22 protein-coding genes are annotated in these 21,569 nt (G+C 62.2%); 10 read left to right on the top strand and 12 right to left on the bottom strand.

Annotation, left to right across the window (positions count from 1 at the left end; genetic code table 11):
• The first annotated feature begins 5 nt into the window (after nucleotides 1–5).
• The gene (locus C7441_RS03015) at nucleotides 6–2,078 is read left to right on the top strand and encodes an FUSC family protein (protein WP_170124996.1); all 2,073 of its coding nucleotides are present in this window, start codon (nucleotides 6–8) and stop codon (nucleotides 2,076–2,078) included.
• Here the strand turns inward: C7441_RS03015 and C7441_RS03010 are convergent, their stop codons facing one another.
• The gene (locus tag C7441_RS03010) at nucleotides 2,079–3,200 is read right to left on the bottom strand and encodes a DUF2336 domain-containing protein (protein WP_109611662.1); all 1,122 of its coding nucleotides are present in this window, start codon (nucleotides 3,198–3,200) and stop codon (nucleotides 2,079–2,081) included.
• 150 nt (nucleotides 3,201–3,350) lie between these two features.
• Between C7441_RS03010 and C7441_RS03005 the strand changes: the two genes are divergently transcribed.
• Together C7441_RS03005 and C7441_RS03000 are read left to right on the top strand one after the other, a co-directional pair.
• On the top strand, nucleotides 3,351–3,806 hold the full coding sequence (locus C7441_RS03005; protein ID WP_040692520.1) for a MaoC family dehydratase: 456 nt from the start codon (nucleotides 3,351–3,353) through the stop codon (nucleotides 3,804–3,806).
• Nucleotides 3,806–4,687 (top strand): HpcH/HpaI aldolase/citrate lyase family protein, encoded by an 882-nt coding sequence (locus C7441_RS03000; RefSeq protein ID WP_109611661.1) that lies wholly within the window; start codon nucleotides 3,806–3,808, stop codon nucleotides 4,685–4,687. The genes C7441_RS03005 and C7441_RS03000 overlap by 1 nt, the downstream gene beginning before the upstream one ends.
• Here C7441_RS03000 and C7441_RS02995 read toward each other — a convergent pair.
• Both C7441_RS02995 and C7441_RS02990 read right to left on the bottom strand, forming a co-directional pair.
• Entirely contained in the window at nucleotides 4,684–5,292 is a 609-nt protein-coding gene (locus tag C7441_RS02995) for a flavin reductase family protein (protein WP_109611660.1), read from the bottom strand. The two genes, C7441_RS03000 and C7441_RS02995, sit on opposite strands and share 4 nt — an antisense overlap.
• 4 nt (nucleotides 5,293–5,296) lie before the next feature.
• A complete protein-coding gene (locus C7441_RS02990; protein WP_109611903.1) occupies nucleotides 5,297–5,881 on the bottom strand; it encodes a nitroreductase family protein in 585 nt (194 codons plus the stop codon).
• Between C7441_RS02990 and C7441_RS02985 the strand changes: the two genes are divergently transcribed.
• Together C7441_RS02985 and C7441_RS23935 are read left to right on the top strand one after the other, a co-directional pair.
• Nucleotides 5,865–6,971 carry a hypothetical protein gene (locus C7441_RS02985; RefSeq protein WP_109611659.1) on the top strand — a complete coding sequence of 369 codons (1,107 nt, stop codon included), beginning with the start codon at nucleotides 5,865–5,867 and terminating at the stop codon, nucleotides 6,969–6,971. The two genes, C7441_RS02990 and C7441_RS02985, sit on opposite strands and share 17 nt — an antisense overlap.
• A 177-nt stretch (nucleotides 6,972–7,148) precedes the next feature.
• Nucleotides 7,149–7,385 carry a hypothetical protein gene (locus C7441_RS23935; RefSeq protein WP_170124993.1) on the top strand — a complete coding sequence of 79 codons (237 nt, stop codon included), beginning with the start codon at nucleotides 7,149–7,151 and terminating at the stop codon, nucleotides 7,383–7,385.
• A gap of 131 nt (nucleotides 7,386–7,516) precedes the next feature.
• Here C7441_RS23935 and C7441_RS02975 read toward each other — a convergent pair whose 3' ends face one another.
• Both C7441_RS02975 and C7441_RS02970 read right to left on the bottom strand, forming a co-directional pair.
• Entirely contained in the window at nucleotides 7,517–8,890 is a 1,374-nt protein-coding gene (locus C7441_RS02975) for a PleD family two-component system response regulator (RefSeq protein ID WP_109611658.1), read from the bottom strand.
• Nucleotides 8,891–8,924: 34 nt separating this feature from the next.
• Entirely contained in the window at nucleotides 8,925–9,281 is a 357-nt protein-coding gene (locus C7441_RS02970; RefSeq protein ID WP_019171187.1) for a response regulator, read from the bottom strand.
• A gap of 242 nt (nucleotides 9,282–9,523) precedes the next feature.
• Between C7441_RS02970 and C7441_RS02965 the strand changes: the two genes are divergently transcribed.
• Together C7441_RS02965 and C7441_RS02960 are read left to right on the top strand one after the other, a co-directional pair.
• Nucleotides 9,524–9,820, top strand: coding sequence for a DUF3572 domain-containing protein (locus C7441_RS02965; RefSeq protein ID WP_109611902.1), 297 nt, complete (start codon nucleotides 9,524–9,526; stop codon nucleotides 9,818–9,820).
• Nucleotides 9,817–10,470 (top strand): hypothetical protein, encoded by a 654-nt coding sequence (locus C7441_RS02960; protein ID WP_109611657.1) that lies wholly within the window; start codon nucleotides 9,817–9,819, stop codon nucleotides 10,468–10,470. The genes C7441_RS02965 and C7441_RS02960 overlap by 4 nt, the downstream gene beginning before the upstream one ends.
• Before the next feature lie 30 nt (nucleotides 10,471–10,500).
• Here C7441_RS02960 and C7441_RS02955 read toward each other — a convergent pair whose 3' ends face one another.
• On the bottom strand, nucleotides 10,501–11,073 hold the full coding sequence (locus tag C7441_RS02955) for a GNAT family N-acetyltransferase (protein WP_109611656.1): 573 nt from the start codon (nucleotides 11,071–11,073) through the stop codon (nucleotides 10,501–10,503).
• A gap of 69 nt (nucleotides 11,074–11,142) precedes the next feature.
• On the opposite strand from C7441_RS02955, the gene C7441_RS02950 reads away from it, so the two are divergent.
• Nucleotides 11,143–12,471 carry a DNA polymerase IV gene (locus C7441_RS02950; protein ID WP_109611655.1) on the top strand — a complete coding sequence of 443 codons (1,329 nt, stop codon included), beginning with the start codon at nucleotides 11,143–11,145 and terminating at the stop codon, nucleotides 12,469–12,471.
• A gap of 38 nt (nucleotides 12,472–12,509) precedes the next feature.
• On the opposite strand, the gene C7441_RS02945 is transcribed toward C7441_RS02950, so the two are convergent.
• A complete protein-coding gene (locus tag C7441_RS02945; protein WP_109611654.1) occupies nucleotides 12,510–14,021 on the bottom strand; it encodes an NAD(P)H-hydrate dehydratase in 1,512 nt (503 codons plus the stop codon).
• A gap of 319 nt (nucleotides 14,022–14,340) precedes the next feature.
• Between C7441_RS02945 and C7441_RS02940 the strand changes: the two genes are divergently transcribed.
• Nucleotides 14,341–14,679, top strand: coding sequence for a P-II family nitrogen regulator (locus C7441_RS02940; RefSeq protein ID WP_019171192.1), 339 nt, complete (start codon nucleotides 14,341–14,343; stop codon nucleotides 14,677–14,679).
• A gap of 44 nt (nucleotides 14,680–14,723) precedes the next feature.
• Nucleotides 14,724–16,133 (top strand): type I glutamate--ammonia ligase, encoded by a 1,410-nt coding sequence (glnA, locus tag C7441_RS02935; protein ID WP_109611653.1) that lies wholly within the window; start codon nucleotides 14,724–14,726, stop codon nucleotides 16,131–16,133.
• A gap of 449 nt (nucleotides 16,134–16,582) precedes the next feature.
• Here glnA and C7441_RS02930 read toward each other — a convergent pair whose 3' ends face one another.
• From C7441_RS02930 to C7441_RS02905, 5 genes are all read right to left on the bottom strand, one after another.
• Complete coding sequence (locus tag C7441_RS02930; protein WP_019171194.1) at nucleotides 16,583–17,623, bottom strand: glutamine synthetase beta-grasp domain-containing protein; 1,041 nt, start codon at nucleotides 17,621–17,623, stop codon at nucleotides 16,583–16,585.
• A gap of 212 nt (nucleotides 17,624–17,835) precedes the next feature.
• Nucleotides 17,836–18,630, bottom strand: a complete 795-nt coding sequence (locus C7441_RS02925) for an ATP12 family chaperone protein (RefSeq protein WP_109611652.1) — start codon at nucleotides 18,628–18,630, stop codon at nucleotides 17,836–17,838.
• A gap of 7 nt (nucleotides 18,631–18,637) precedes the next feature.
• A complete protein-coding gene (locus C7441_RS02920) occupies nucleotides 18,638–19,552 on the bottom strand; it encodes a DMT family transporter (protein ID WP_109611651.1) in 915 nt (304 codons plus the stop codon).
• Nucleotides 19,549–20,535 (bottom strand): RluA family pseudouridine synthase, encoded by a 987-nt coding sequence (locus C7441_RS02915; protein WP_019171197.1) that lies wholly within the window; start codon nucleotides 20,533–20,535, stop codon nucleotides 19,549–19,551. Before C7441_RS02915 ends, C7441_RS02920 begins: the two co-directional genes overlap by 4 nt.
• Before the next feature lie 192 nt (nucleotides 20,536–20,727).
• On the bottom strand, nucleotides 20,728–21,561 hold the full coding sequence (locus C7441_RS02905; protein ID WP_109611649.1) for an aspartyl/asparaginyl beta-hydroxylase domain-containing protein: 834 nt from the start codon (nucleotides 21,559–21,561) through the stop codon (nucleotides 20,728–20,730).
• Nucleotides 21,562–21,569 lie beyond the last annotated feature (8 nt).

Below are 21,569 nucleotides of genomic sequence, written 5' to 3'. Positions count from 1 at the left end.
AAAACATGGACAGGCGCGGCCTGATGGACCGACTGACGAAGCTGCGGGGCTTCGTTCAGCCGACCCGCGCCGACTGGATTTTTGCCATCCGCACCACAGCGGCCGGGTTGATTGCGATTTCCGTCGCCTATGCGCTGCAACTGGAGCAGCCGCAATGGGCGATGATGACGGTGTTCATCGTCTCCCAACCCGTGGCGGGCATGGTGTTGGCCAAGGGCTTTTTCCGGCTGCTGGGCACGCTGGTCGGCGCGCTCGCGGCGGTGGCGCTTACCGTTACCGTAAGCGCCAGCCCGTGGCTGTTCGTCGCCATTCTGGCGATCTGGATCGGGCTTTGCACCTATGCGGCATCGCTCCTGCGCAATCCCGAGGCTTACGGCGCCGCGCTGGCGGGCTACACGGCGGCCATCATAGCCATGCCGGCTTTCGGTCATCAACACCTTGCCGTGGAACTGGCGGTTGCCCGCTGCTCCGAAATCATGCTGGGCATAGTCTGTGCCGGCATCGCCAGCCGGCTCATCCTTCCGCAACTCGCGCGCGACGCCATCATCCAGCGCCTCAGCCGCAGCATCATCGACCTTGCGACCTATGCCCGCGCGGCCTTTACCGGGGGCGACAACGACAAGCTCGATGCGCTGCACCGCAAGCTCATCGCCGAAACCCAGGCGCTGGCGGAGATGCGTGCCTATGCGCGGCTGGAAGCGCCGAGCCTCGCCACACACGGTCATCCGGTGCGCCGCACGATCGGCCATTTCCTTTCGGCGCTTTCCACCACGCGCATGCTGCATGGCCATGCCGCACCGCAGAACGTGGCGCTGATGCCGGTGCGCAATGAGCTGAAATCGGTGGTGGCGGACCTCTCGGCCACCGGCGTGGCCGCCCTCGACGACACCGCGCCATGGGTCGCACGCCTCGACGCAATCGCCACGCAGGCGCGCCGCGTTCCCGACAAGGCCGCCGAAGGCGACGACCGGGTAGGCACCGTGGCACGGCTGACTTTGGCCGCTGAATTCGCCGATGCTCTGAAGGAAGCCTTGCGCGGCCTCGATGCCGTTCGCGAACCGACCGCGACGCGGCACGAAAAACGCGAAAAGCGTCAACCGGCGCTGGTGGTGCATCGGGATCGGGAGGCCGCGCTGCGCAACGCGGTGCGAGCCGCATTGGCAACCACCCTGGTGATCGCGTTCTGGATGGCCACACGATGGGCCGATGTGGCGGGCATCGCCATCATCGTAGCCGTGGTATCGAGCCTGTTCGCCTCGCGCCCTGCGCCACTGGAGACGTCGTGGGAGTTCTTCAAGGGCACGCTTCTGGCGGTTCCCTTCTCCTTCATGGTCGGCCAGATCGCGCTGCCCGCCCTGCCCGGCTTTGGCTGGTTCATGCTGTTCGTCATTCCGGTGCTTGTCGTCGGCGCGCTCGGCATGGCCAACCGGCAACTGGTCGGCATCGCCACGGCTTTCGCCATCAATTTTCTGGCCTTTCTCAATCCGCACCAGACAATGGTCTACGCGCCGCAGGTCTTCTTCAACGGCACGGCATCGATTCTGGTGGGCATATTGCTTGCAATGGGCGTTTTCGCCGTGGTGCTGCCGGCACGACCGCACATCTTCGCCGCACGGCTCGTCAGGGCACTGCATGAAGATCTGGCGCGGCTTTGCCTGCATGAGCGCATACCACGCCGCTTGGCTTTCGAAAGCCTGACCTACGACCGCATCAATCAGCTTCTGCCCTATGCGCAACGGCTCGGAGACACCGGCAAGGCGTTGCTTGGCGGCAGTGTGGCGGCGGTTACGGTGGGGCTGGAAATCTTACGCCTGCGCAAGCTTCAGTTTGGCGGCAAGCTGGCGGAACGGGACAAGGCGTTCATCGCGGCCTTCCTGTCTCGTTTCGCCAATGAAGCGTTGCTTCCGCCAACCGGCAAGAAATCCTTGCAGGCCATGGCAGACAGCACACGGCAAGCCGCAAGCGAAATGGCCGCCAGACGCTCTGATGCCGAGACGCTGCAGGCAGCCGCAGCATTGCGCGTCATTGCGGCGGCGCTGGAGGATTACCCGATTTTCTTCGGGCGGCTGCGTTCCTGATCAGGCCGCCGCGATCGCCAAAGCATGGCGACGCGCGTTGTCGCGTAGCGCCTCGACATGGATGGCTTTCAAGAGGCCCGCAAGCTCTTCGGCGGCAGGCGCCTCGCCCAATGCCTGCAGCATCAGCCAACTCACCTCCTGCACACCGGCCACACGCTTGCCATTGGCGACCTCGCGCCAGACCTTCAACGCGGTGATGATCGGTTTATGGGTAGCCTCTGCGAGGCCCGCACTGCGAAACAGAGCGCACAGCGCAATGTCCCGCCCGCCTGCCAACAATGTCCGCACCCGCTGCTCGCCCTGTTCGCCAAGGGCCACCATGGCCGCGCCGAAGAAATCCACCTTGCCATTGGTTACGGCGCGAATGAGAAAGCCGGTCGTCAGGTCGCCGCGCAGGCGCAGATGCTCGATCAGCGCCGCGTGTTCTTCCGCCCGCGTTCCCTCGATGAGCGTCAGCGACGCCTTGACGCAAGCGTCGCGCATGACACGCTCGGCCCGAGCCGCCCCCATCAGCGCCGCTACCAGAGGCGAACGTTTCAGCGCCTCGCCGACCTTCACCAGCAGCATGTGCCGGCAATCGGAAGGCAGGCGCGGATCGGCAATCAGTGCTTCGCGCACCATCGGCAGGTCTCCGTGGCGCTCCGCGATGCGGCGGAAACTGAGGGAGGCGATAACAGCCCCGGCATTACCCAGCAGAACCGCGCAGGCTTCCGCGTCGCCCACTTCGGCGATTGCCGCCGAAAGCGGCATGGATACCGCCGGCCGGTCGGCGATCACCTTCTGGGTAGGTGGAGCGCCCCCCGCGACAAGGTCGATGAGATCGGCATCGCTCAACAGCGGCGAACGCGCCAACACCACGCCCGAAACCTCCGCCTGGTCGCCTGCAAGGGCGCAAATCACCTGCAGAGGCGCATGACGGCTCATGGAAAGCGCCTCGGCCATCGCCAGTCGTACTTTTGCGGAAGGGTCATCGAGCAACAGCGTGAGCGCCGCTTCCGCCGCGCAACGCTCCTCGAAGGGCAACTCCTTCTGAACGTAGGCGCGGGCAAGCGCGGCTGCCGCCGCCGCTCGTTCAGCCACACGCGCGGTATCGACCCATTTCAGAAAATGTCCGACGATCATCCAACGCCCTTTCCACCGGACTCACTGGTCCGAACCCCGAAAATGACGCTAGGGACAAATGGTTTACGAACGGTTCACCATATTTGTTAACGCGCTTGCGGCCATGCAGCGCAGCAATTATCAAGCCTTCAGCCACAGGAGGAATTCGGCATGGGTATGTATCTGGAGGAATTTTCGGCCGGTCAGGTTTTCCAGCATACGCTGACCAAGACGGTGACCGAGAGCGACAACATGCTGTTTTCCGTGATGACGCTCAATCCGCAACCCTTGCATATCGATTTCGACTTCGCTTCCAAAACCGAATGGGGCAAGCCGCTGGTCAATTCTCTGTTCACGCTCGGGTTGATGATCGGCATTTCCGTCCACGACACGACGCTCGGCACCACCATCGCCAATCTCGGCATGACGGACACAGTCTTCCCGCATCCGGTATTTCACGGCGATACGATCCGCGTCGAGACTGAAGTCCTCTCGGTGCGCGAATCGAAATCGAAGCCCGATCGCGGCATCGTCGAGTTCCAGCACCGCGCCTTCAACCAGAACGGCGTCCTGGTGGCCAGGTGCACGCGCCAGGCCATGATGAAGAAAAAGACGGTGGCTGCCTGATGCGCTCTTTGCTGTTCGTTCCCGGCGACTCGGAAAAGAAGCTGGAAAAGGGCTTTTCCTCCGAGGCTGACGTGGTGATCGTCGATCTGGAGGATTCCGTATCGGCCGACAACAAGGCGTCCGCGCGCCAGATAGCCGCCGAATTCATCCGCACCCAGGCGGGGCGACAGGGTCCCGCGATCTATGTACGCGTCAACGACCTTTCCACTGGCCTTACCGACGACGATCTGGCGGCGCTCGTGCCGACGAGGCCGACCGGCATCATGCTGCCCAAGTCAAACAGCGGAGCGGATGTGCAGCAGCTTTCGGTGAAACTCCGGGTCCATGAAGCTGAAAACCAACTGCCGGATGGAGGCATCGCCATATTGCCGATCATCACCGAAACGGCCGCTGGCGTTCTGGCAGCGGCAAGCTATGCCGGTGCGTGCAATCGACTCGCCGGGTTGACCTGGGGTGCGGAGGACCTCTCGGCGGCCATCGGCGCGCGCACCACGCGCGACGAGCGCGGCGCCTACACCGATGTCTTCCGGCTGGCGCGCACCATGACCCTGCTTGCGGCCTCGGCTGCCGAAACTGCTGCCATCGACACCGTCTATCCGAATTTCCGTGACATGGACGGGTTTCGCCGCGAATGCGAGGAGGCCGAGCGCGACGGTTTTACCGGCAAGATGGCCATCCATCCGGCACAGGTGGCGGTCATCAACGATGCCTTCACCCCCTCACCCGAGGCAACCACCCAAGCGGGGGCGGTTGTCGAGGCCTTCAAGGCAGCCGGCAATCCCGGCGTGGTGGCTATCGATGGCCAGATGTACGATCGCCCGCATCTGCGCCGCGCCGAAAGGCTTCTCGCTCGGGCGAAAGCCGCGGGGGTTCAGGTTTAGTCCTGCTCCCAACGCGGCCGGCGCATGGAAAAGACGTGGTCAATGGCCGCGTATTCCATATAGCCGAGACGACTGACATTGCCGGCCTTGACGATATCGAACATGCCGTCGACCAGATAGTCGTCGTCGATATAGACGCCGACAACCTCGCCGATCACCACAACAGCGCCAGAATCCTCGCCCGAAAGGCTTTTCGGAAGCAGAATCTCTGTGACCTTGCATTCGAGCGCGGCTGGCACACCCGCTACGCGCGGCGGCTTCACCAGCCGGGACGGAACGGCCTCCAGACCGGCATATTCGAACTCGCTGATCCCGCGCGGAGAATCCACGGCGGTTCGGTTCATCTTTTCCGCAAGGTCGCGGCCGACGAGATTGACCACGAATTCCCGGCTTTCGGCTGCGAAGGTCGAGCTGTCCTTTTCGCCACCCGACGAAAACCAGACCAGAAAGGGCTTGCTAGAGAGCGCGTTGAAAAAAGAATACGGCGCCAGGTTGAGCTTGCCATCCGCGCCGATGGACGAAATCCAGCCGATGGGGCGCGGCGCTACGATCGCTTTCGAAGGATCGTGCGGCAACCCATGGCCCTTGGACGGTTCGTAAAACATCGGCTCAAGCTTCCCACGGCCCTGAGTATTCGGAATAGAGCTTGCGGACATCCGGGCGCGGGCGTGCCGGCCCTTCCCCATCGAACGTGCCGATATGCACGAACCCGATGACCCGCTCATGCGGCGCAAGACCGAGTATGCGACGGCCGTCCTCGACATCGGAATACCAGTTGGTGATCCAGTTCGTCTTGTAGCCGAGGCCATTGGCCGCGACGATGAGGTTCATTGCCGCCGCGCCGCCCGACAGGAACATCTCCCATTGTGGAATCTTGATGCTCTCTTTCGGGCTCGACACCACGCCAATGACCAGCGGCGCGCGCGAAAACCGGGCCAGTTCCTGATTGCGGCGACCTTCAGTCAGCGGTCCCTCACGCTGTTCAGCCAGATCGGCAAGCTGTTCACCGATGCGATGGCGCGCTTCGCCGCGATAGATGATGAAGCGCCAGGGCTCGAGCCGACCATGGTCGGGCACGCGCGAGGCGATGGTCAGCATGGTCTCGATCTCCGCGTCGCCGGGCGCGGGTTCGCGCAATTCCGGGATCGGGGCGGAGCTTCTCGCCAGCATGAATTCTATGATCGGTGACGACACGATTGGTATTCTCCTGATTGTGCTTGCTGGAGGCGCCTATCGGCAGACGGCCCTGGCTCGGCTGCAGCGTTGCGCCGTGCTGGAAAAGAGCCTTGAAATTACCACCGCATTCCGCTTCAAACAAGTCATGATCGCCGGATTCTCCAGACATTTGGTCGCCTTTACCGGTGCCGCGATTCTCGTACTGTCGCCATCGGCTGGCCAGGCCGAGGACGGCAACCCGTTACGCGGCCTGCACCTGCCCGACATTTCCGGCTACGCGCCGCCACATGGCGGAACCTCCCTTGCCCAGCAGGGCGGTGAGGTCACGCTCGCCGCCAAGCTGACGGATCAGGGCAGCGACATAAATCGCGGGCTGATCTGGCGCGTGTTCCGGCCGGAACCGGGTCCTGACGGCACGCTGCCACTGGTTGCATCAGCACAGGGCGGCACCAGTATCTTCCATCTGGAGCCCGGCAGCTATCTGGTTCATGCCTCTTTCGGCCGCGCCGGCGCCACCAAGCGCATTACCGTCAGCGCACAGGCCAAGCACGAAAACATCGTGCTGGACGCCGGTGGCCTGAAGCTGGACGCGACTTTGGCCGGCGGCGTGCGCATCCCGCCGAAGAAGCTGCGCTTTTCCATTTACGAAGCCACACCTGAAGCCGATGGCGACCGCGCGCTGATCATTCCTGACGTCAGCCCCAACACGATCGTGCGGCTCAATGCCGGCATCTACCATGTGGTCTCGACCTACGGGAGCGTCAACGCCGTCATCCGCTCCGACATCCGCGTGGAGGCCGGCAAGCTGACCGAGGCGACGGTTGAGCATCGCGCGGCCGAAGTGACGCTGAAACTTGTGCGCGAAGAAGGCGGCGAGGCGATGGCCGACACGTCCTGGTCGGTGCTGACCACCGCCGGCGACCCAGTGCGTGAAAGCGTGGGCGCCTTTGCCACCATGGTGCTGGCAGAAGGTGACTACACCATCGTCGCCAAGAACCGGGATCGCATCTATCAGCGCGATTTCACAGTGGTCGGTGGGCGCAATCAGGACGTCGAGGTGATCGCCAATGAGGCGACAGCCGAGGACCCTAACGACGGCGCGGATTGATCTTCCGCCTGCCGACTGCGCAAGAAGCGGAAAAGGCGGGGCCTGGTGCCCTGCCTCAGGCGTCGGCACGCTCGTGCCGATCGGCCCAGACATGGCGGGCGATCAGCCGGGTGGCATTGGCGCTTGTGATGCAGGAGCGAGCAGCGGACAATCGCGACAGACCGCGGGCGGCATCTCATGCAATTTCAGGGCGATTTGATTCAGGAAAATTTGAAGATCGGGGGCCGGTCGGCGATCTGGCAGCGGTACGAGGAGGCCACTGTGTGCCAGCGCCGGCCGGCCGACCCCATGGACCCAGGAGATGCGGCGGACCTGAGCATCATGGGGTTACTTCAGGGCTTTCCGGTGCGCGTCACGCTACCTTTCAGGCGCCCATTCATCTTTCCGATGCGACACTTGCGCAAGACCAATTGAAAATCAACAATTTCTTAACCACGCGCGCCGAATCAGCGAAATTAAGGTAAATCCCTAACCACAATGCATTTCACGGCTGGTTGAAGCTCTGTCACGCCGTTCAGGCAAAAGCCACCCGGCCCCCTGCTGTGTCAGGCAGCCTTGGCGACGACGCGGTTTCGGCCGCCGCTTTTGGCTTCGTAAAGCGCCACATCCGCCCGTTTCATCATGTCGGCTACGGTATCCGCGCCACGCTTCAGCGACGACACGCCGACGCTGATGGTGACCTCCAGCGTCTGCCCATCCTTGCCTACCGTGAAAGGCAGGCGCGCGATCTCCGCACGGATGCGCTCGGCCACCTTGGCGGCGATATGCCCTTCGGTATCCGGCATCACGACGACGAATTCCTCGCCGCCGTAACGGCATGCGAGATCTATCCCGCGCACATTCTGGCGCAGGCGGCGGGCAAACTCACGCAACACCTCGTCACCGGCATCATGGCCATAGGTGTCGTTGACCGACTTGAAGCGATCCAGATCCGTGATCATCATCGAGAGCGGGCGCCGGCGCGCCACCGCACGGTCGAACAGGGTCTGCAGGTGACTGTCCAGATAGCGGCGATTGTGCAGGCCGGTCAGCCCGTCCGTTACCGCCATTTCGATCGTCTGGGTAACGCTTGCGCGCAGATGGTCGTTGTAGCGCTTGCGCTTGACCTGGGTGCGCAGCCGCGCAATCAATTCCTGCTGCTCGATGGGCCGCACCAGATAATCGTTGATGCCCAGTTCCAGGCCGCGGATGATGCGGTCGTCCTCCCCCAGATCGGCCAGCAGGACGATGGGCAGGAAGCGCGTGCGATCAAGCGAGCGCAATTGCGAGCAAAGACGCAGCGGATCGAAATCCGCGAGCGCGGTCGAAACGAGCACGCAGTCATAAGGCTTTTCGGCGGCCTGGAAAAATCCATCCTGCGGGTCGGTGGCCAGATCGACTTCCATCACACTGCGCAGCATCTTCTGGATGCGCTCATAGGAGGACGGCCGCTCGTCGATCAGCAGAATGCGCGGCATGTCGCCCTCGGCCGGCGCACGCCTGCTCAGCAGTTCTTCAATGCCGATGTTGCGGGTGGTGGCGGCGCGCAAGCGCAGCTCGTCCGTCAGCATCTTCAGCCGCACCAGGCTCTTCACCCGCGTCATCAGTTGCAGGTCGTTCACCGGCTTGGTCAGGAAGTCGTCGGCGCCCACTTCCAGCCCGCGCACCCGGTCCGCCACCTGATCCAGCGCCGTGATCATCACCACCGGAATATGCATCGTGGCCGGATCGCTCTTGAGGCGACGGCAGACCTCGAACCCGTCCATATCCGGCATCATGACGTCGAGGAGCACGACATCGACCTTGCCGTTCTCGCAGGTCTCGATGGCGTCGGCGCCGTTGGTCGCCGTCAGCACCTCGAAATATTCGGCCAGCAGCCGCACTTCCAGCAGCTTCACATTGGCGGGAATGTCGTCGACGACAAGGATGCGCGCAGTCATGATGGTTGCCCGGACTGTGGAGGACGCATGTTCATCACGCGTCGCCCAGATAGGATTTTATCGTCTCGATAAATCGAGGCACTGAAATGGGTTTGGAAATATAGGCCTCGCATCCCCCCTGCCGGATGCGTTCCTCATCCCCTTTCATGGCGAAGGCCGTCACCGCGATGACCGGGATGACATGCAGTTCGTCATCCTCTTTCAGCCATTTCGTGACTTCGAGGCCCGAAACCTCCGGAAGCTGGATATCCATCAGAATCAGGTCCGGCCGGTGGGTGCGCGCCAGATCGAGCGCCTCGAGCCCATTGCGGGTGCGAACCGTCTCATACCCGCTTGCCTCGATCAGGTCGCGGAAGAGCTTCATATTGAGCTCGTTATCCTCGACGATCATTACTTTCTTGGCCATTTTCCCGTCCCGACTGCCGATCGCGCATTGGAAGACATTTTTCGCGCGCCCTGCCGATGGCACCAAACCCATCGCAAGACTAGCGCGAGATGATTGACGAAACGGAAACCTCGCGCCTGTTGCCGTTCGTCCTGCCTTATATCACCTTGTCCGCGTCTGTTTGCCAACTTGCCGGAAGAATGGCCAAGGGCTACTTCGAGACAATCGACAGCACAGGACTTGCCGCAATGAACCATCCCGCGACACAGGAAGCAGCAGAATCCATCGCCATCCAGGCGCTGGGCTTCATCGCGGCCGATCCCGAGCTGCTGCCGCGCTTCCTGGCCATCACCGGCATCGAGGCCACGGCCATCCGCCAGGCCGCCGGCGAGCCCGGCTTTCTCGCAGGCGTGCTGCAATTCGTGCTGGCCCACGAGCCGACGCTGATGGCATTCGCCCAGGCCAGCGGCATCGCGCCGGGTGAAATCGGCAAGGCGCTCAGGCACCTGCCCCTGGGCGACGACAGCCACCAGACCTCGATATGAGCGACGATCCCGAGACCGCCCGGCAGATTGCGGAACTGGCCAATGACGACCGCCCCCTTCTCGTGCTCGATGTCGATGAGGTCGTGCTCGAATTCATCAGCCCGTTCGTCGCCTTCATTGACACGCTGGGGCTGGAACTCCGGACCGATTCGTTCCGGTTGCGCGGCAACATCTTCGAGCGCGCGACACAGACGGCTGTTGCAAGCGAACGCGTTTCGACACTGATCGCCGATTTCTTCGAGGTGCAGGCGGACTGGCAGACCGCGCCGCAGGGTGCCGCGGAAGCGATCGCACGGCTGGCCGAAAGTGCTGAAATCGTCATGCTGACGGCGATGCCGCATCGCTATCGCGCCACGCGCCGCGCGCTTCTGGACCGCCTCGGCTTCCCCTACCCGCTGCTTACCACCGAACAGCCCAAGGGACCGGCGATACGCCAGTTGCGCGGCGCGGTGCCTCGTCCGGTTGCATTCGTCGACGATATTGCGCGCAACCTGCTTTCCGCGCGCGAAAGCGTCGCGGATGCGCATCTCTTCCACCTGATGGCGCATGAGGAACTGCGCGCCCTCATGCCACCGCTTCCGGAAGGCGTCGTGGAAACCCGCAACTGGCCCGATGCTGCCCCGAAGATAGCCTCCGCACTGGGGCTTTGAGAATCAAGCACGACGCGAGGGCTGGCTCCCTCACATTGCAAGGCGCATGAGCGGGCGACCTTGCTTGCGCTCGGCCACCAGTTCGAAGCCGGCCTTCTCGAATACACGGGTGGAGCCCACGAACAGCCCGACGGAGCGCGAATCCTTCGATTCGGTCATCGGGCATGCCTCCAGATGCCGCGCGCCGTTGGCCTTTGCAAAGTCGATGCCTGCCGCGACCAGGCGATGGGTAAGCCCTTTACCGCGCGCCGAGCTGCGAATGAAGAAACACGAAATCGCCCAGACCGCCGGATCGTCGGCCTCGCCCGGTTCGAGCGGCATCGACACCCTGTTCGGCTTGTTCCACTCCGGCACATCGGCACGCGGACCGATCTGCATCCAGCCAGCGGCAACATCGTCCTCTATTGCCAGAAGGCCTGGCGGCGGGCCGGTTTCGATTCGCGCCTTGATGAATTCCTTGTTGCGGACACGGTCGTTTTCGCGCCGAACCGCCGGCGGAAGTCGAAAATGCGTGCACCAGCACCCATAGCAGGCACCCTGCTTGCCGAATAAATGCTCGAATTTCGGCCAAAGGTCGCCCGTCACCGGAACGATTGTCAGCATTGACGTGCATCCTCCCGCTTGCCGCTTGTAGGCGGCGACCGGCTGCCATAAAATCATGATGTTCCACTTATGTTCGCAGCGATGTCCGCATCTGTCAACGACCCCAGCCACGGTTTCTGCCGCGACTGCCTGAGCCCGCAGCACGGCGGGGGCATGCGCTGTCGCGCCTGCGGCAGCCCCCGCCTGATACGCCATCCGGAGCTTTATGCGCTCGCCATCGCGCATATCGACTGCGACGCCTTCTATGCAGCCGTCGAAAAACGCGACAACCCGGCGCTCAAGGACAGGCCGGTGATCGTCGGCGGCGGCAAGCGCGGCGTCGTCTCAACGGCCTGCTACATTGCCCGCATCAATGGCGTGCGCTCGGCCATGCCCATGTTCAAGGCGCTCGAAGCCTGCCCCGGGGCGGTGGTGATAAAGCCGGACATGGAAAAGTACGTCCGGGTCGGGCGCGAGGTGCGCGCCATGATGCAGGCGCTGACCCCGCTGGTGGAGCCACTGTCCATCGACGAGGCGTTTCTGGACCTTTCCGGCACCGAACGCCTGCACGGCCAGCCGCCGGCGCTGGTGCTGGCGCGTTTCACGCGGGCGGTCGAGAAAGAAATCGGCATCACCGTTTCGGCTGGCCTTTCCTATTGCAAATTCCTCGCCAAGATTGCCTCCGACTTCCGCAAGCCGCGCGGCTTTTCCGTCATCGGGCAAGACGAGGCAGTCGGTTTTCTCGCGGAACAGCCGGTGACGATGATCTGGGGTGTGGGCAAGGCGTTCGCCGCAACGCTGGAGCAGGACGGCATCCGCATGATCAGCCAGCTTCAGCGCATGGAGCGCGGTGAACTCATGCGCCGCTACGGCACGATGGGCGATCGCCTCTACCGCCTTTCGCGCGGCCAGGATGAACGCCGCGTCGAACCCGACCACGATGCCAAGAGCGTGTCGGCCGAAACCACCTTCGACACCGACCTTGCCACCGCCGCCGATCTGGTTCCGATCCTGCGGGCCTTGTCGGAGAAAGTCTCGGCCAGACTCAAGAAAGCCGGCATTGCCGGGCGTACCGTGGTGCTGAAGCTGAAGACCCATGATTTCAAGATCCGCACCCGCAACCGGCAGCTCGGCGACCCCACGCGGCTGGCCGACCGCATTTTCCAGACCGGGCTGCAATTGCTGGAAAAGGAAACCGACGGCACGAAATACCGCCTGCTCGGCATTGGCGTCAGCGACCTGAGCGCTGCCGACCGCGCCGATCCGCCAGACCTGATCGATGTGCAGTCGCGCAAACGCGCACTTGCGGAAGGCGCCATCGACGCCCTGCGCGACAAGTTCGGCAAGAAGGCCGTGGAGACCGGCTATACATTCGGCAAGGGTCGCAACGCCCGTCCGCCCGAAGACGCCGACCACTAGGTTTTGTCCGCAAGCTCCCGGCCCCGGCCAGCAATGGGCTATGCGCCGCGCCGCGCGAAAATATCGCGAAGGACGGGACGCAGCGCCTCGGGCAGATCTTCCGCGATCAGGCCCGGCCCGAAATGCGTCGCCGCGGCCGCGTGCATCCAGACCGCCGCGCAGGCGGCTTCAAAGGCTGCCATTCCCTGCGCCAGCAACCCGGCGCAGATACCGCTCAACACATCGCCGGAACCCGCCGTCGCCAGCAACGGCGTGCCATTTTCATTGATGGCCGCGCGCCCGTCCGGCGAGGCGATCACTGTGTCAGGCCCCTTGTAGACGATCACGGCGTTCGCCACCGCCGCCGCACGCCGAGCTTTCTCCAGTTTCGACAGGTTAGAATCTTCACCTATGCTTTTGAACATACGGTGAAATTCGCCTTCATGCGGGGTGATTATTGTCTGCGGCGCGCCTTGCCTTTCCAATGCGCGGAAGAACGTCTCGGCCTGCAAGGCCGTGGAGGTGATACCGTCGGCGTCGATCACCATGCTCTCCGGCGCGCGGCCGATTGCCTCCAGAAGGTCAAGCAGGAAGTTTCCGACCTCCGGCTCCGGCCCGAGGCCCGGCCCGAAAACCAGTGTCTTCGGTTTGCGGGCATCCAGAAACGCCAGCACCTCGTCCAGCGTGTCGGCCTTGCGCAACATGATCGATGTCAGATGCGCGCCGTTGACCGCCAAAGAACGCGTCGGCGACAGCACGGTCACTGCCCCTGCGCCGGAGCGCGCCGCCGCCATGGCCGCCAGTCGGGCAGCACCCGTCGTCGAAGGCTCGCCGCTGAATACACCCACATGTCCACGCCGATATTTGTAGGTATCCACGTGGGATATGGGAAAATCTTCAAGCCAAAGTTCAGGAGCATTCTCGAAGGCGCACGCCCCGATTTCGGCGATCACCGCATCGGTTATTCCTATATTCGCCACCACCACATCGCCGCACAATCGCCTGCCCGGCTGCAACAGATGGCCGGGTTTTTTCCGGGCGAAGGTCACGGTGAGCGCGGCCGCGAAGGCGTCCCCCAGCGGCTGGCCGCTTTCTCCCGAAACCCCAGAGGGTAGATCGACCGCCACCACGGGCACCCCCTGCCCGGCCACCAAGCGCGCCGCGCGTGCAGCCATTGACGACAGCGGCTTCGACAGGCCCGCACCATAGAGCGCATCGACAATCACGCTTCCGGGCACGGGCGAGAACTCGGCGAGCGGCCGCGGCACGATCGGGCAATCGGATGCGGCCCGCGCGGCATCGCCGCCGGCGCGCGGCGTTCCTTCCGCCCAGACCGACACGTCGACACCTGCCTGCGCCAGCAAGCGGGCAACCACATAACCGTCGCCGCCATTGTTGCCGGGGCCGCACAGCACATCCACCCGCGCCAACCCCGGAAACCGCTCCAGGATCAGCGCCGCGATTGCCGCGCCGGCGTTGCACATGAGGCCATAACCGTCGAACGGCCCCCGCTTCATGGCAAGGCTGTCGGCTTGCGCCATCTCCTTCGGGGTGAGGATTTCATACGGCATGGGCAGCGATCCGGATCGGCTGATGATTTTGGCATCATTGCCCAAAACCGTGCCGGCGAAAACCGCCCGACGCCAGCATGAAGATGCACAAAAAACAGGCAAGACGCTCAAATTTCGAACAAATCCGTTTCCGATACTCCTTCACCGTGCCGGCTATGCTGGCTGCATTGCCTGTCTTGCAACCACAGACGCAATTTCTTTCGGCATTTCGGGAGCGGAAGAAATTTTCTTGCACCGGGATGCAATTGGCACGGTTCATGCTTTATCAAAGGCAATCGGGGTTCAACCCGTTCTTTTCCAGCGGAGGCCGACAAATCAAATGAAGAAGATCGAAGCGATCATCAAACCGTTCAAGCTCGACGAGGTGAAGGAAGCCCTCCAGGAAGTCGGGCTGCAAGGCATCACGGTTACCGAAGCGAAGGGTTTCGGCCGCCAGAAGGGCCACACCGAACTCTATCGCGGCGCAGAATATGTCGTGGATTTCCTGCCCAAGGTGAAGATCGAAGTGGTGCTCAACGACGATTCCGTCGAAGCGGCCATAGATGCCATTCGCAAGGCGGCGCAAACCGGGCGCATCGGCGACGGCAAGATATTCGTTTCCAATATCGAGGAAGTGGTGCGCATCCGCACCGGCGAGACCGGCCTCGACGCCATCTGACCCCCCCAGACCGCTCCAAACGTCATCACACAGGAAAAGACATCATGACGACAGCCAACGACATCCTGAAACAGATCAAGGACAACGACGTAAAGTTCGTCGATCTGCGCTTTACCGATCCCAAGGGCAAGCTGCAGCACGTGACCATGGACATCTCCGAGGTCAACGAAGACATGTTTGCCGACGGCGTGATGTTCGACGGCTCCTCGATCGCCGGCTGGAAGGCGATCAATGAATCGGACATGGTCCTGATGCCCGATCCGGAAACGGTTCACATGGACCCCTTCTTCGCCCAGTCGACCATGGTCGTGCTGTGCGACATTCTCGATCCCGTTTCGGGCGAAGCCTACAATCGCGACCCGCGCGGCACCGCCAAGAAGGCCGAAGCCTATGTGAAGGCCGAGGGCATCGGCGACACCATCTTTGTCGGACCGGAAGCCGAGTTCTTCGTTTTCGACGACGTGAAGTACAAGGCCGATCCCTACAATACGGGGTTCAAGCTCGATGCGAGCGAACTGCCGTCGAACGACGACACCGACTATGAAACCGGCAATCTCGGCCACCGTCCGCGCATGAAGGGCGGCTATTTCCCGGTGCCGCCGATCGATTCCTGCCAGGACATGCGTTCCGAAATGCTGACCGTGCTCGGCGAAATGGGCGTCCAGGTCGAAAAGCACCATCATGAGGTCGCGGCCGCCCAGCATGAACTGGGCGTCCGGTTCGACGCGCTCGTGCGCAACGCCGACAAGATGATGCTTTACAAATATGTCGTGCATCAGGTTGCCAACGCCTATGGCAAGACGGCCACCTTCATGCCCAAGCCCGTGTTCGGCGACAATGGTTCGGGCATGCATGTGCATATGTCGATCTGGAAGGATGGCAAGCCGACCTTCGCGGGCAACGAATATGCCGGTCTCTCGGAAAGCTGCCTGTATTTCATCGGCGGCGTCATCAAGCACGCCAAGGCTGTCAACGCCTTCACCAACCCGCTAACCAACTCCTACAAGCGTCTGGTCCCGGGTTATGAAGCGCCGGTGCTGCTCGCCTACTCGGCGCGCAACCGTTCGGCCTCCTGCCGCATTCCGTTCGGCACCTCGCCGAAATCGAAGCGCGTCGAAATCCGCTTCCCCGATCCGGGTGCGAACCCGTATCTCGCCTTTGCGGCCCTGCTCATGGCCGGCCTCGACGGTATCAAGAACAAGATCCATCCCGGCCAGCCGATGGACAAGGACCTTTACGACCTGCCCCCCAAGGAGCTGAAGAAGATCCCGACCGTGTGCGGCAGCCTGCGCGAAGCCCTGCAGAGCCTCGATAAGGATCGCGGCTTCCTGAAGGCCGGCGGCGTGTTCGACGACGACCAGATCGACGCCTTCATCGAACTCAAGATGGCCGAGGTGATGCGCTTCGAAATGACGCCGCATCCGGTCGAATTCGACATGTACTACTCGGTGTAAGTACCGAAAATAATTACAAGAAAGCCCCGGAGCGATCCGGGGCTTTTTTGTTTGACATTGGGTTACACCTCCGCCGAAACTCAATGTATGACCAGTTGGAAAACAAACCCTTCCTTTATCTGGATTGAAAATTGTCCACCCGGGCACCTTCATGACGAGTGCATGCACCTTATGAAACACGAGATTCTGAATGATCTAGCGGAAGAGCTTGAGCATCCTTCAGATCTGTTTTTTCATTGGATATGGCTAAATGACGATCATCCCCGGTATGGATCCGTTACTCTTTGGGGAAGACCGAACAGCGAAGCTTTCTATTGCAGTTATAATCCGCCGTGGAAGGATACCGACTACCACCAAAAGCCATAAAGATAAGCGCGGAACAGCCGCCTAATGCGAAAAGGCCCGGAGTTGCCTCCGGGCCTTTTGCGAGTGCTCCCCTGCGTTATTTTTCAGGCAGCCGCCTTCTTCTCCGAGAAGGTCGGCACGTCCGAGATCGTTTTCAGCACGCGCGACGCGATCTGGTAGGGATCGCCCTGCGAGTTCGGACGGCGATCTTCCAGATAGCCGCGATAGCCATTGTTGACAAAACTGTGCGGCACGCGGATCGAGGCGCCGCGATCGGCCACGCCATAGCTGAACACATGGATGGAAGCCGTTTCGTGCTTGCCGGTCAGGCGCAGATGGTTGTCGGGACCGTAGACGGCGATGTGATCGGCGCGCGCTTCCGCAAAGGCATCCATCAGCGCCTCGAAATAGTCCTTGCCACCCGCCTCGCGCATGAAACTGGTCGAGAAATTGCAATGCATGCCCGAGCCGTTCCAGTCGGTATCGCCGAGCGGCTTGCAATGATATTCGACGTCCACGCAGTATTTTTCCGTCAGGCGCTCCAGCAGGTAGCGGGCAAGCCAGATCTCGTCGGCCGCCTTCTTCGAGCCCTTGCCGAAAATCTGGAACTCCCACTGGCCCTTGGCCACTTCGGCGTTGATGCCTTCATGGTTGATGCCGGCCGCAAGGCACAGGTCGAGATGCTCCTCGACGATTTGACGGGCGATGTTGCCGACATTCTTGTAGCCGACGCCGGTGTAGTAAGGACCCTGCGGGGCCGGATAGCCATGCTCCGGAAAGCCGAGCGGGCGGCCATCCTTGTAGAGGAAATATTCCTGCTCGAAACCGAACCAGGCGCCATCATCGTCCTGCACGGTGGCGCGGGTGTTCGACGGATGCGGCGTGACGCCATCCGGCATCATGACCTCGCACAAGACGAGCGCGCCGTTGGTGCGGGCCGGGTCGGGATAGACCGCAACCGGCTTCAGGACGCAATCCGAACTCTTGCCCTCGGCCTGCATCGTGGAACTGCCGTCAAATCCCCAAAGCGGAAGCTGTTCCAGGGTCGGGAACTCGGCAAATTCCTTGACCTGCGTCTTTCCGCGAAGATTGGGCGTCGGCGTATATCCATCCAGCCAAATATACTCGAGCTTGTACTTCGTCATGCGAACCTCTCATCCATCTGCATCGGCCATGAGGCGGCCGGTCACAGATAGAAAAGCAAGCTCCGTGCCAGTTTGAGAAATCCGGGATTCTCACGCCAAGAGACGGGATCGCATCCGGCTGCCTGCTCAAAAGATGAGCAATCGCACTCGTTTGAGCGGAAGCATTGCACAACAGACGTGCTGCCGCGGCAGGCTTCCGGCCCGCACCAACATCAGCGTGTCGAAAGCGCCTTGAGCAGATCGACCGCCGCCATCATGTCGCGCTTGCGGCTGTTGCGGCGCGCCACGGCTTCCGCATCCTGCCCCCAATGCTCGATCTGCCAGTCTTCGTCGACATGGGCGGCAGCCCAGGCAGATTCGGCATCGAGTTCGCCGGTCTCGACGGCAAGCGCCAGCAGAGCCGAGCCCGTCAGCGATGTCATCAGATGCAGCGCGGCAAGCCGCATCGGTTCGTTGCGCTGGCTCAGGTGAATGCCGATGGCGCCGATCGCCTCGCGTGGCTGCTCGACATGCATGATCCCTTCGGCCAGCAGGAAACGGGCGCCCAGCGAAGCGCGCGCCCAATCCAGCACGCCATCCCAGGCCTCGGCCTGTCTCGCCACCAGCTTTTCAGGACTGTCGGCGCGGTAGCAGAGCAGATCGGAGGAGGCGAAGCGCAAAATGTCTTCCAGCACCGCCTGCGGATCGACGGCAACGCCGTCGATTGCCGTATTGACCAGGCGCGTCACCGGCATGGTCATCGGATCTATCTCTTCTCCCTGCGCGGCGAACTCGTCGGCGACCAGTTGCGCGGCGGCCTGCGTCGGCAATGCCAGCAAGGCCCTGGCCGGCGTGCGCACCGATTTGCCGTCGAGATGCACGGCGAAACCCTCGGGGGCCTGCGCAACGCTCGCTTCCTTGTAGAAGCGCTTGGGCAGTTGCCGCTTGAGCTGGCCTTGCGCGCGGCGCACGGGGTCGGGATCAGACAGGAAGTCGGAGGTTTCGAGATCGTTCAGAAGGTCGCGCATGTTTTCCTCACACCGGCGGACGGCGGACAGGCCTGTTGACGACGATGATGCCGCAGACGATCAGACCAAGCGCCAGATAGATTTTCTGCCCCAGCGGTTCGCCAAGCATCATGCCGCCGAACAGAACGCCGCAGATCGGCGTCAGGAAGGCGAAACTGGACAGTCCCGCTGCCGGATAGCGCCGCAGCAGCCAGAACCAGACTATATAGGTGAACGCGACGACATAGACAGCCTGAAACAGCACGGCCGTGACAGGCACCCACGAGATGTCGCGAAACACTTCATTTTCGAACGGCAGAAACGGTATGGCCGTGATCGTCGCCACGACCAGCTGGTACAGAAGCAGCTTTTCGGAACCGACATTGGCAAGCCGTGTCGCGCGGATGACCAGCGTGGTCGCCGCCCAGAACACGCCGGCCAGCAGCGCCATCACGTCGCCGATGATGGCCTGCGGCCCCGGGCTGCTCAGCTTGTCGGAAAACACCACCACCACGCCTGCGAAGGCGAGCGCAAGACCCAGGCATTTCTGCACCGTCATCCGTTCGCCAAGCAGGAAATGGCCGCCGATCAGCACCCAGAACGGCATGCCGTTCAAAAGCAGCGTGCTGCGCGCCACGGTCGTATATTCGAGGCCGGCGAAAACCAGCAAAAACTCGCCGCTGAACAGGATTCCGGCAATGATGCCGGCCCACAGCGTTCCATCGCGCTCGAACAGGCGCACGCCGCGATAGCGGCACCAGGCATATATAATCACCGCGCCAAGGGCCGAGCGGGCCATGGACAGGAAAACCGGGCTGAAGCCCAGATAGGCGAACTTCGCCGCGACACCGTTCAACCCCCACGAAACCGTGAGGAAAATCATGATCGATGCAGCCGTCAGGTCGATTGTGTCGCGACGCTGCGGAATGTCCGCCGCGCTCATTCCTCGGTCTCGCCGCTTGCCTCGTCGAAGCCAAGCAGGTTCCAGCTCTGCCGCATATGCGGCGGCAGCGGCGCGGTCACGTCAATCACGCCCTGATCCGGATGCGGGATGCGGATGCGCCGGGCGTGAAGATGCAACCGGTTCTGCATGCCGCCCGGAAAGTCCCAGTTGGTGTCGGCTTCGAAATATTTCGGATCGCCTATGATCGGGCAGCCGATATAGGCGGCATGTACGCGGAGTTGATGGGTGCGGCCGGTATAGGGCTCCATTTCCAGCCACGCCAGGCTCTGCGCGGCCTGCTCAACGATCCGGTAGTAGGACACTGCGTGGTCGGCGCCGCGCTCGCCGTGCTGCGCCACGCGCATGCGGTCGCCATCCGGGGTCGTGTCCTTGACCAGCCAGGTGGAAATCTTGTCCTCGCGCTTCTTCGGCACGCCCTTGACCAGCGCCCAATAGGTCTTCTTGGCATCACGACCGCGAAACGCCTCGGAAATCTTCATGGCAGCCAGACGCGTGCGCGCGACCACCAGCACGCCGGAGGTGTCACGGTCGAGGCGATGGACAAGCCGCGGCTTCTCGCCCTTCTTGTTGCGCCAGGCTTCCAGCATGCCGTCGACATGGCGCGAGACGCCCGAGCCGCCCTGCACCGCCAGTCCCGCCGGCTTGTTGAAGACGAACACTTTCGGATCTTCATAGAGCAGCATCTGGGCGAGCACGTCGCCGTCGTCCTGGTTGCGGATGGTGCGCCCGGTCAGGGCGCCCTCGCCCTGCTTGTCGACACCGAGAGGCGGCACGCGGACCATCTGGCCGGGCTCGACGCGTGTATCGGCCTTGGCGCGGCCGCCATCGACGCGCACCTGGCCCGAGCGCAGCAGCTTCTGGAGGTGGCCGAAGCCAAGCCCCGGGTAATGCGCCTTGAACCAGCGGTCGAGCCGCATGCCCGCCTCGCCGGCCTCAACCTTGATCTGCTCTACGCCTGCCATCGCCAACTCTGTTCCGTTTTCTTCGCGGCTTCATTGCCGAACGAGCGCCGGCCCTGAAACGTCTCTGCGATTTCGGCAGGCAACCTGTCGAAATCGCAGAAAATCCATTCGATTTTGTACGTTTTATCGGGCCAAATTGCCGGATTCGCATCTTTGGATGCGTCATTCAATAGGCCAAAACGCCCATTTTCCCTATTTGACGGGCGCTGATTTCGGATCGCGCGTGCCGATCATCTTCCAGTTCTTGTAGAACATGGCCTTCATGCGATCGACGCTGATCGAGATGCCCGCCAGCAGCATGGACAGGAAAGCCGGCACCGGAGACGGCCGGATGATGTCCATGAACACGCAATAGCGGCGGCCGTCATGCTCGTTGACCGAGCGGTGCAGCAGCGTATCGTCGAAGATGAACAGCGGGTTCTCGTACCAGAACTGCTTGACGTCGCCGCACTCGATGAAGATCTGATCGGTTCTGGCCGGGCGCAGATTGTAGAGCACGCGCAACGTCAGCCGCAGCGGGCCGAAATGGTAAGAGGTCGATTCCCGCCCGCTGAACACCGACACCGCTATGGTGCGGATATATTTGAACTTCCGGTTGAACTCCGGAACGTTGTCAATGTGCTGCTTGCCGTACCACTGATAGACATACATGCCGCGCCGGCCGCTTTCGAAATTCGCATCGATGTCGGCGATGATCTCGGCCTGCCGGGTCTTGAACACGTCAAGCACCTCGTCAACCTCACGGCGATAGTCGTCGGGAAACTGCTCCAGCTTCCACACGCCCCAATTCTTGTAGGACAGCAGGTCAACGAACAGGTTGAAGGGTGACAACAGCCAGGTGAACATGCCGTTTCCGGTGAAATAAAGCCGGAAGAGTTGCGTATTCTTGCGATCGTTGCGCAGCACGTCGATCAGCCCGCAGGCAATGAAGAACAGCGTGACGAACGGGATGACATAGAGCGCCACCGCCAGAACGACCACCGCGATGGCGATCTTGCGGATGGTCTTGCGAGACTTCTTGTCCATGGGGATAC

Origin of the sequence: Pseudaminobacter salicylatoxidans, assembly GCF_003148475.1 — a bacterium.
GTDB lineage: Bacteria > Pseudomonadota > Alphaproteobacteria > Rhizobiales > Rhizobiaceae > Pseudaminobacter > Pseudaminobacter salicylatoxidans.
Note: the sequence above shows the minus strand (reverse complement) of the source record. Positions and strands in the feature narration are given on the sequence as shown.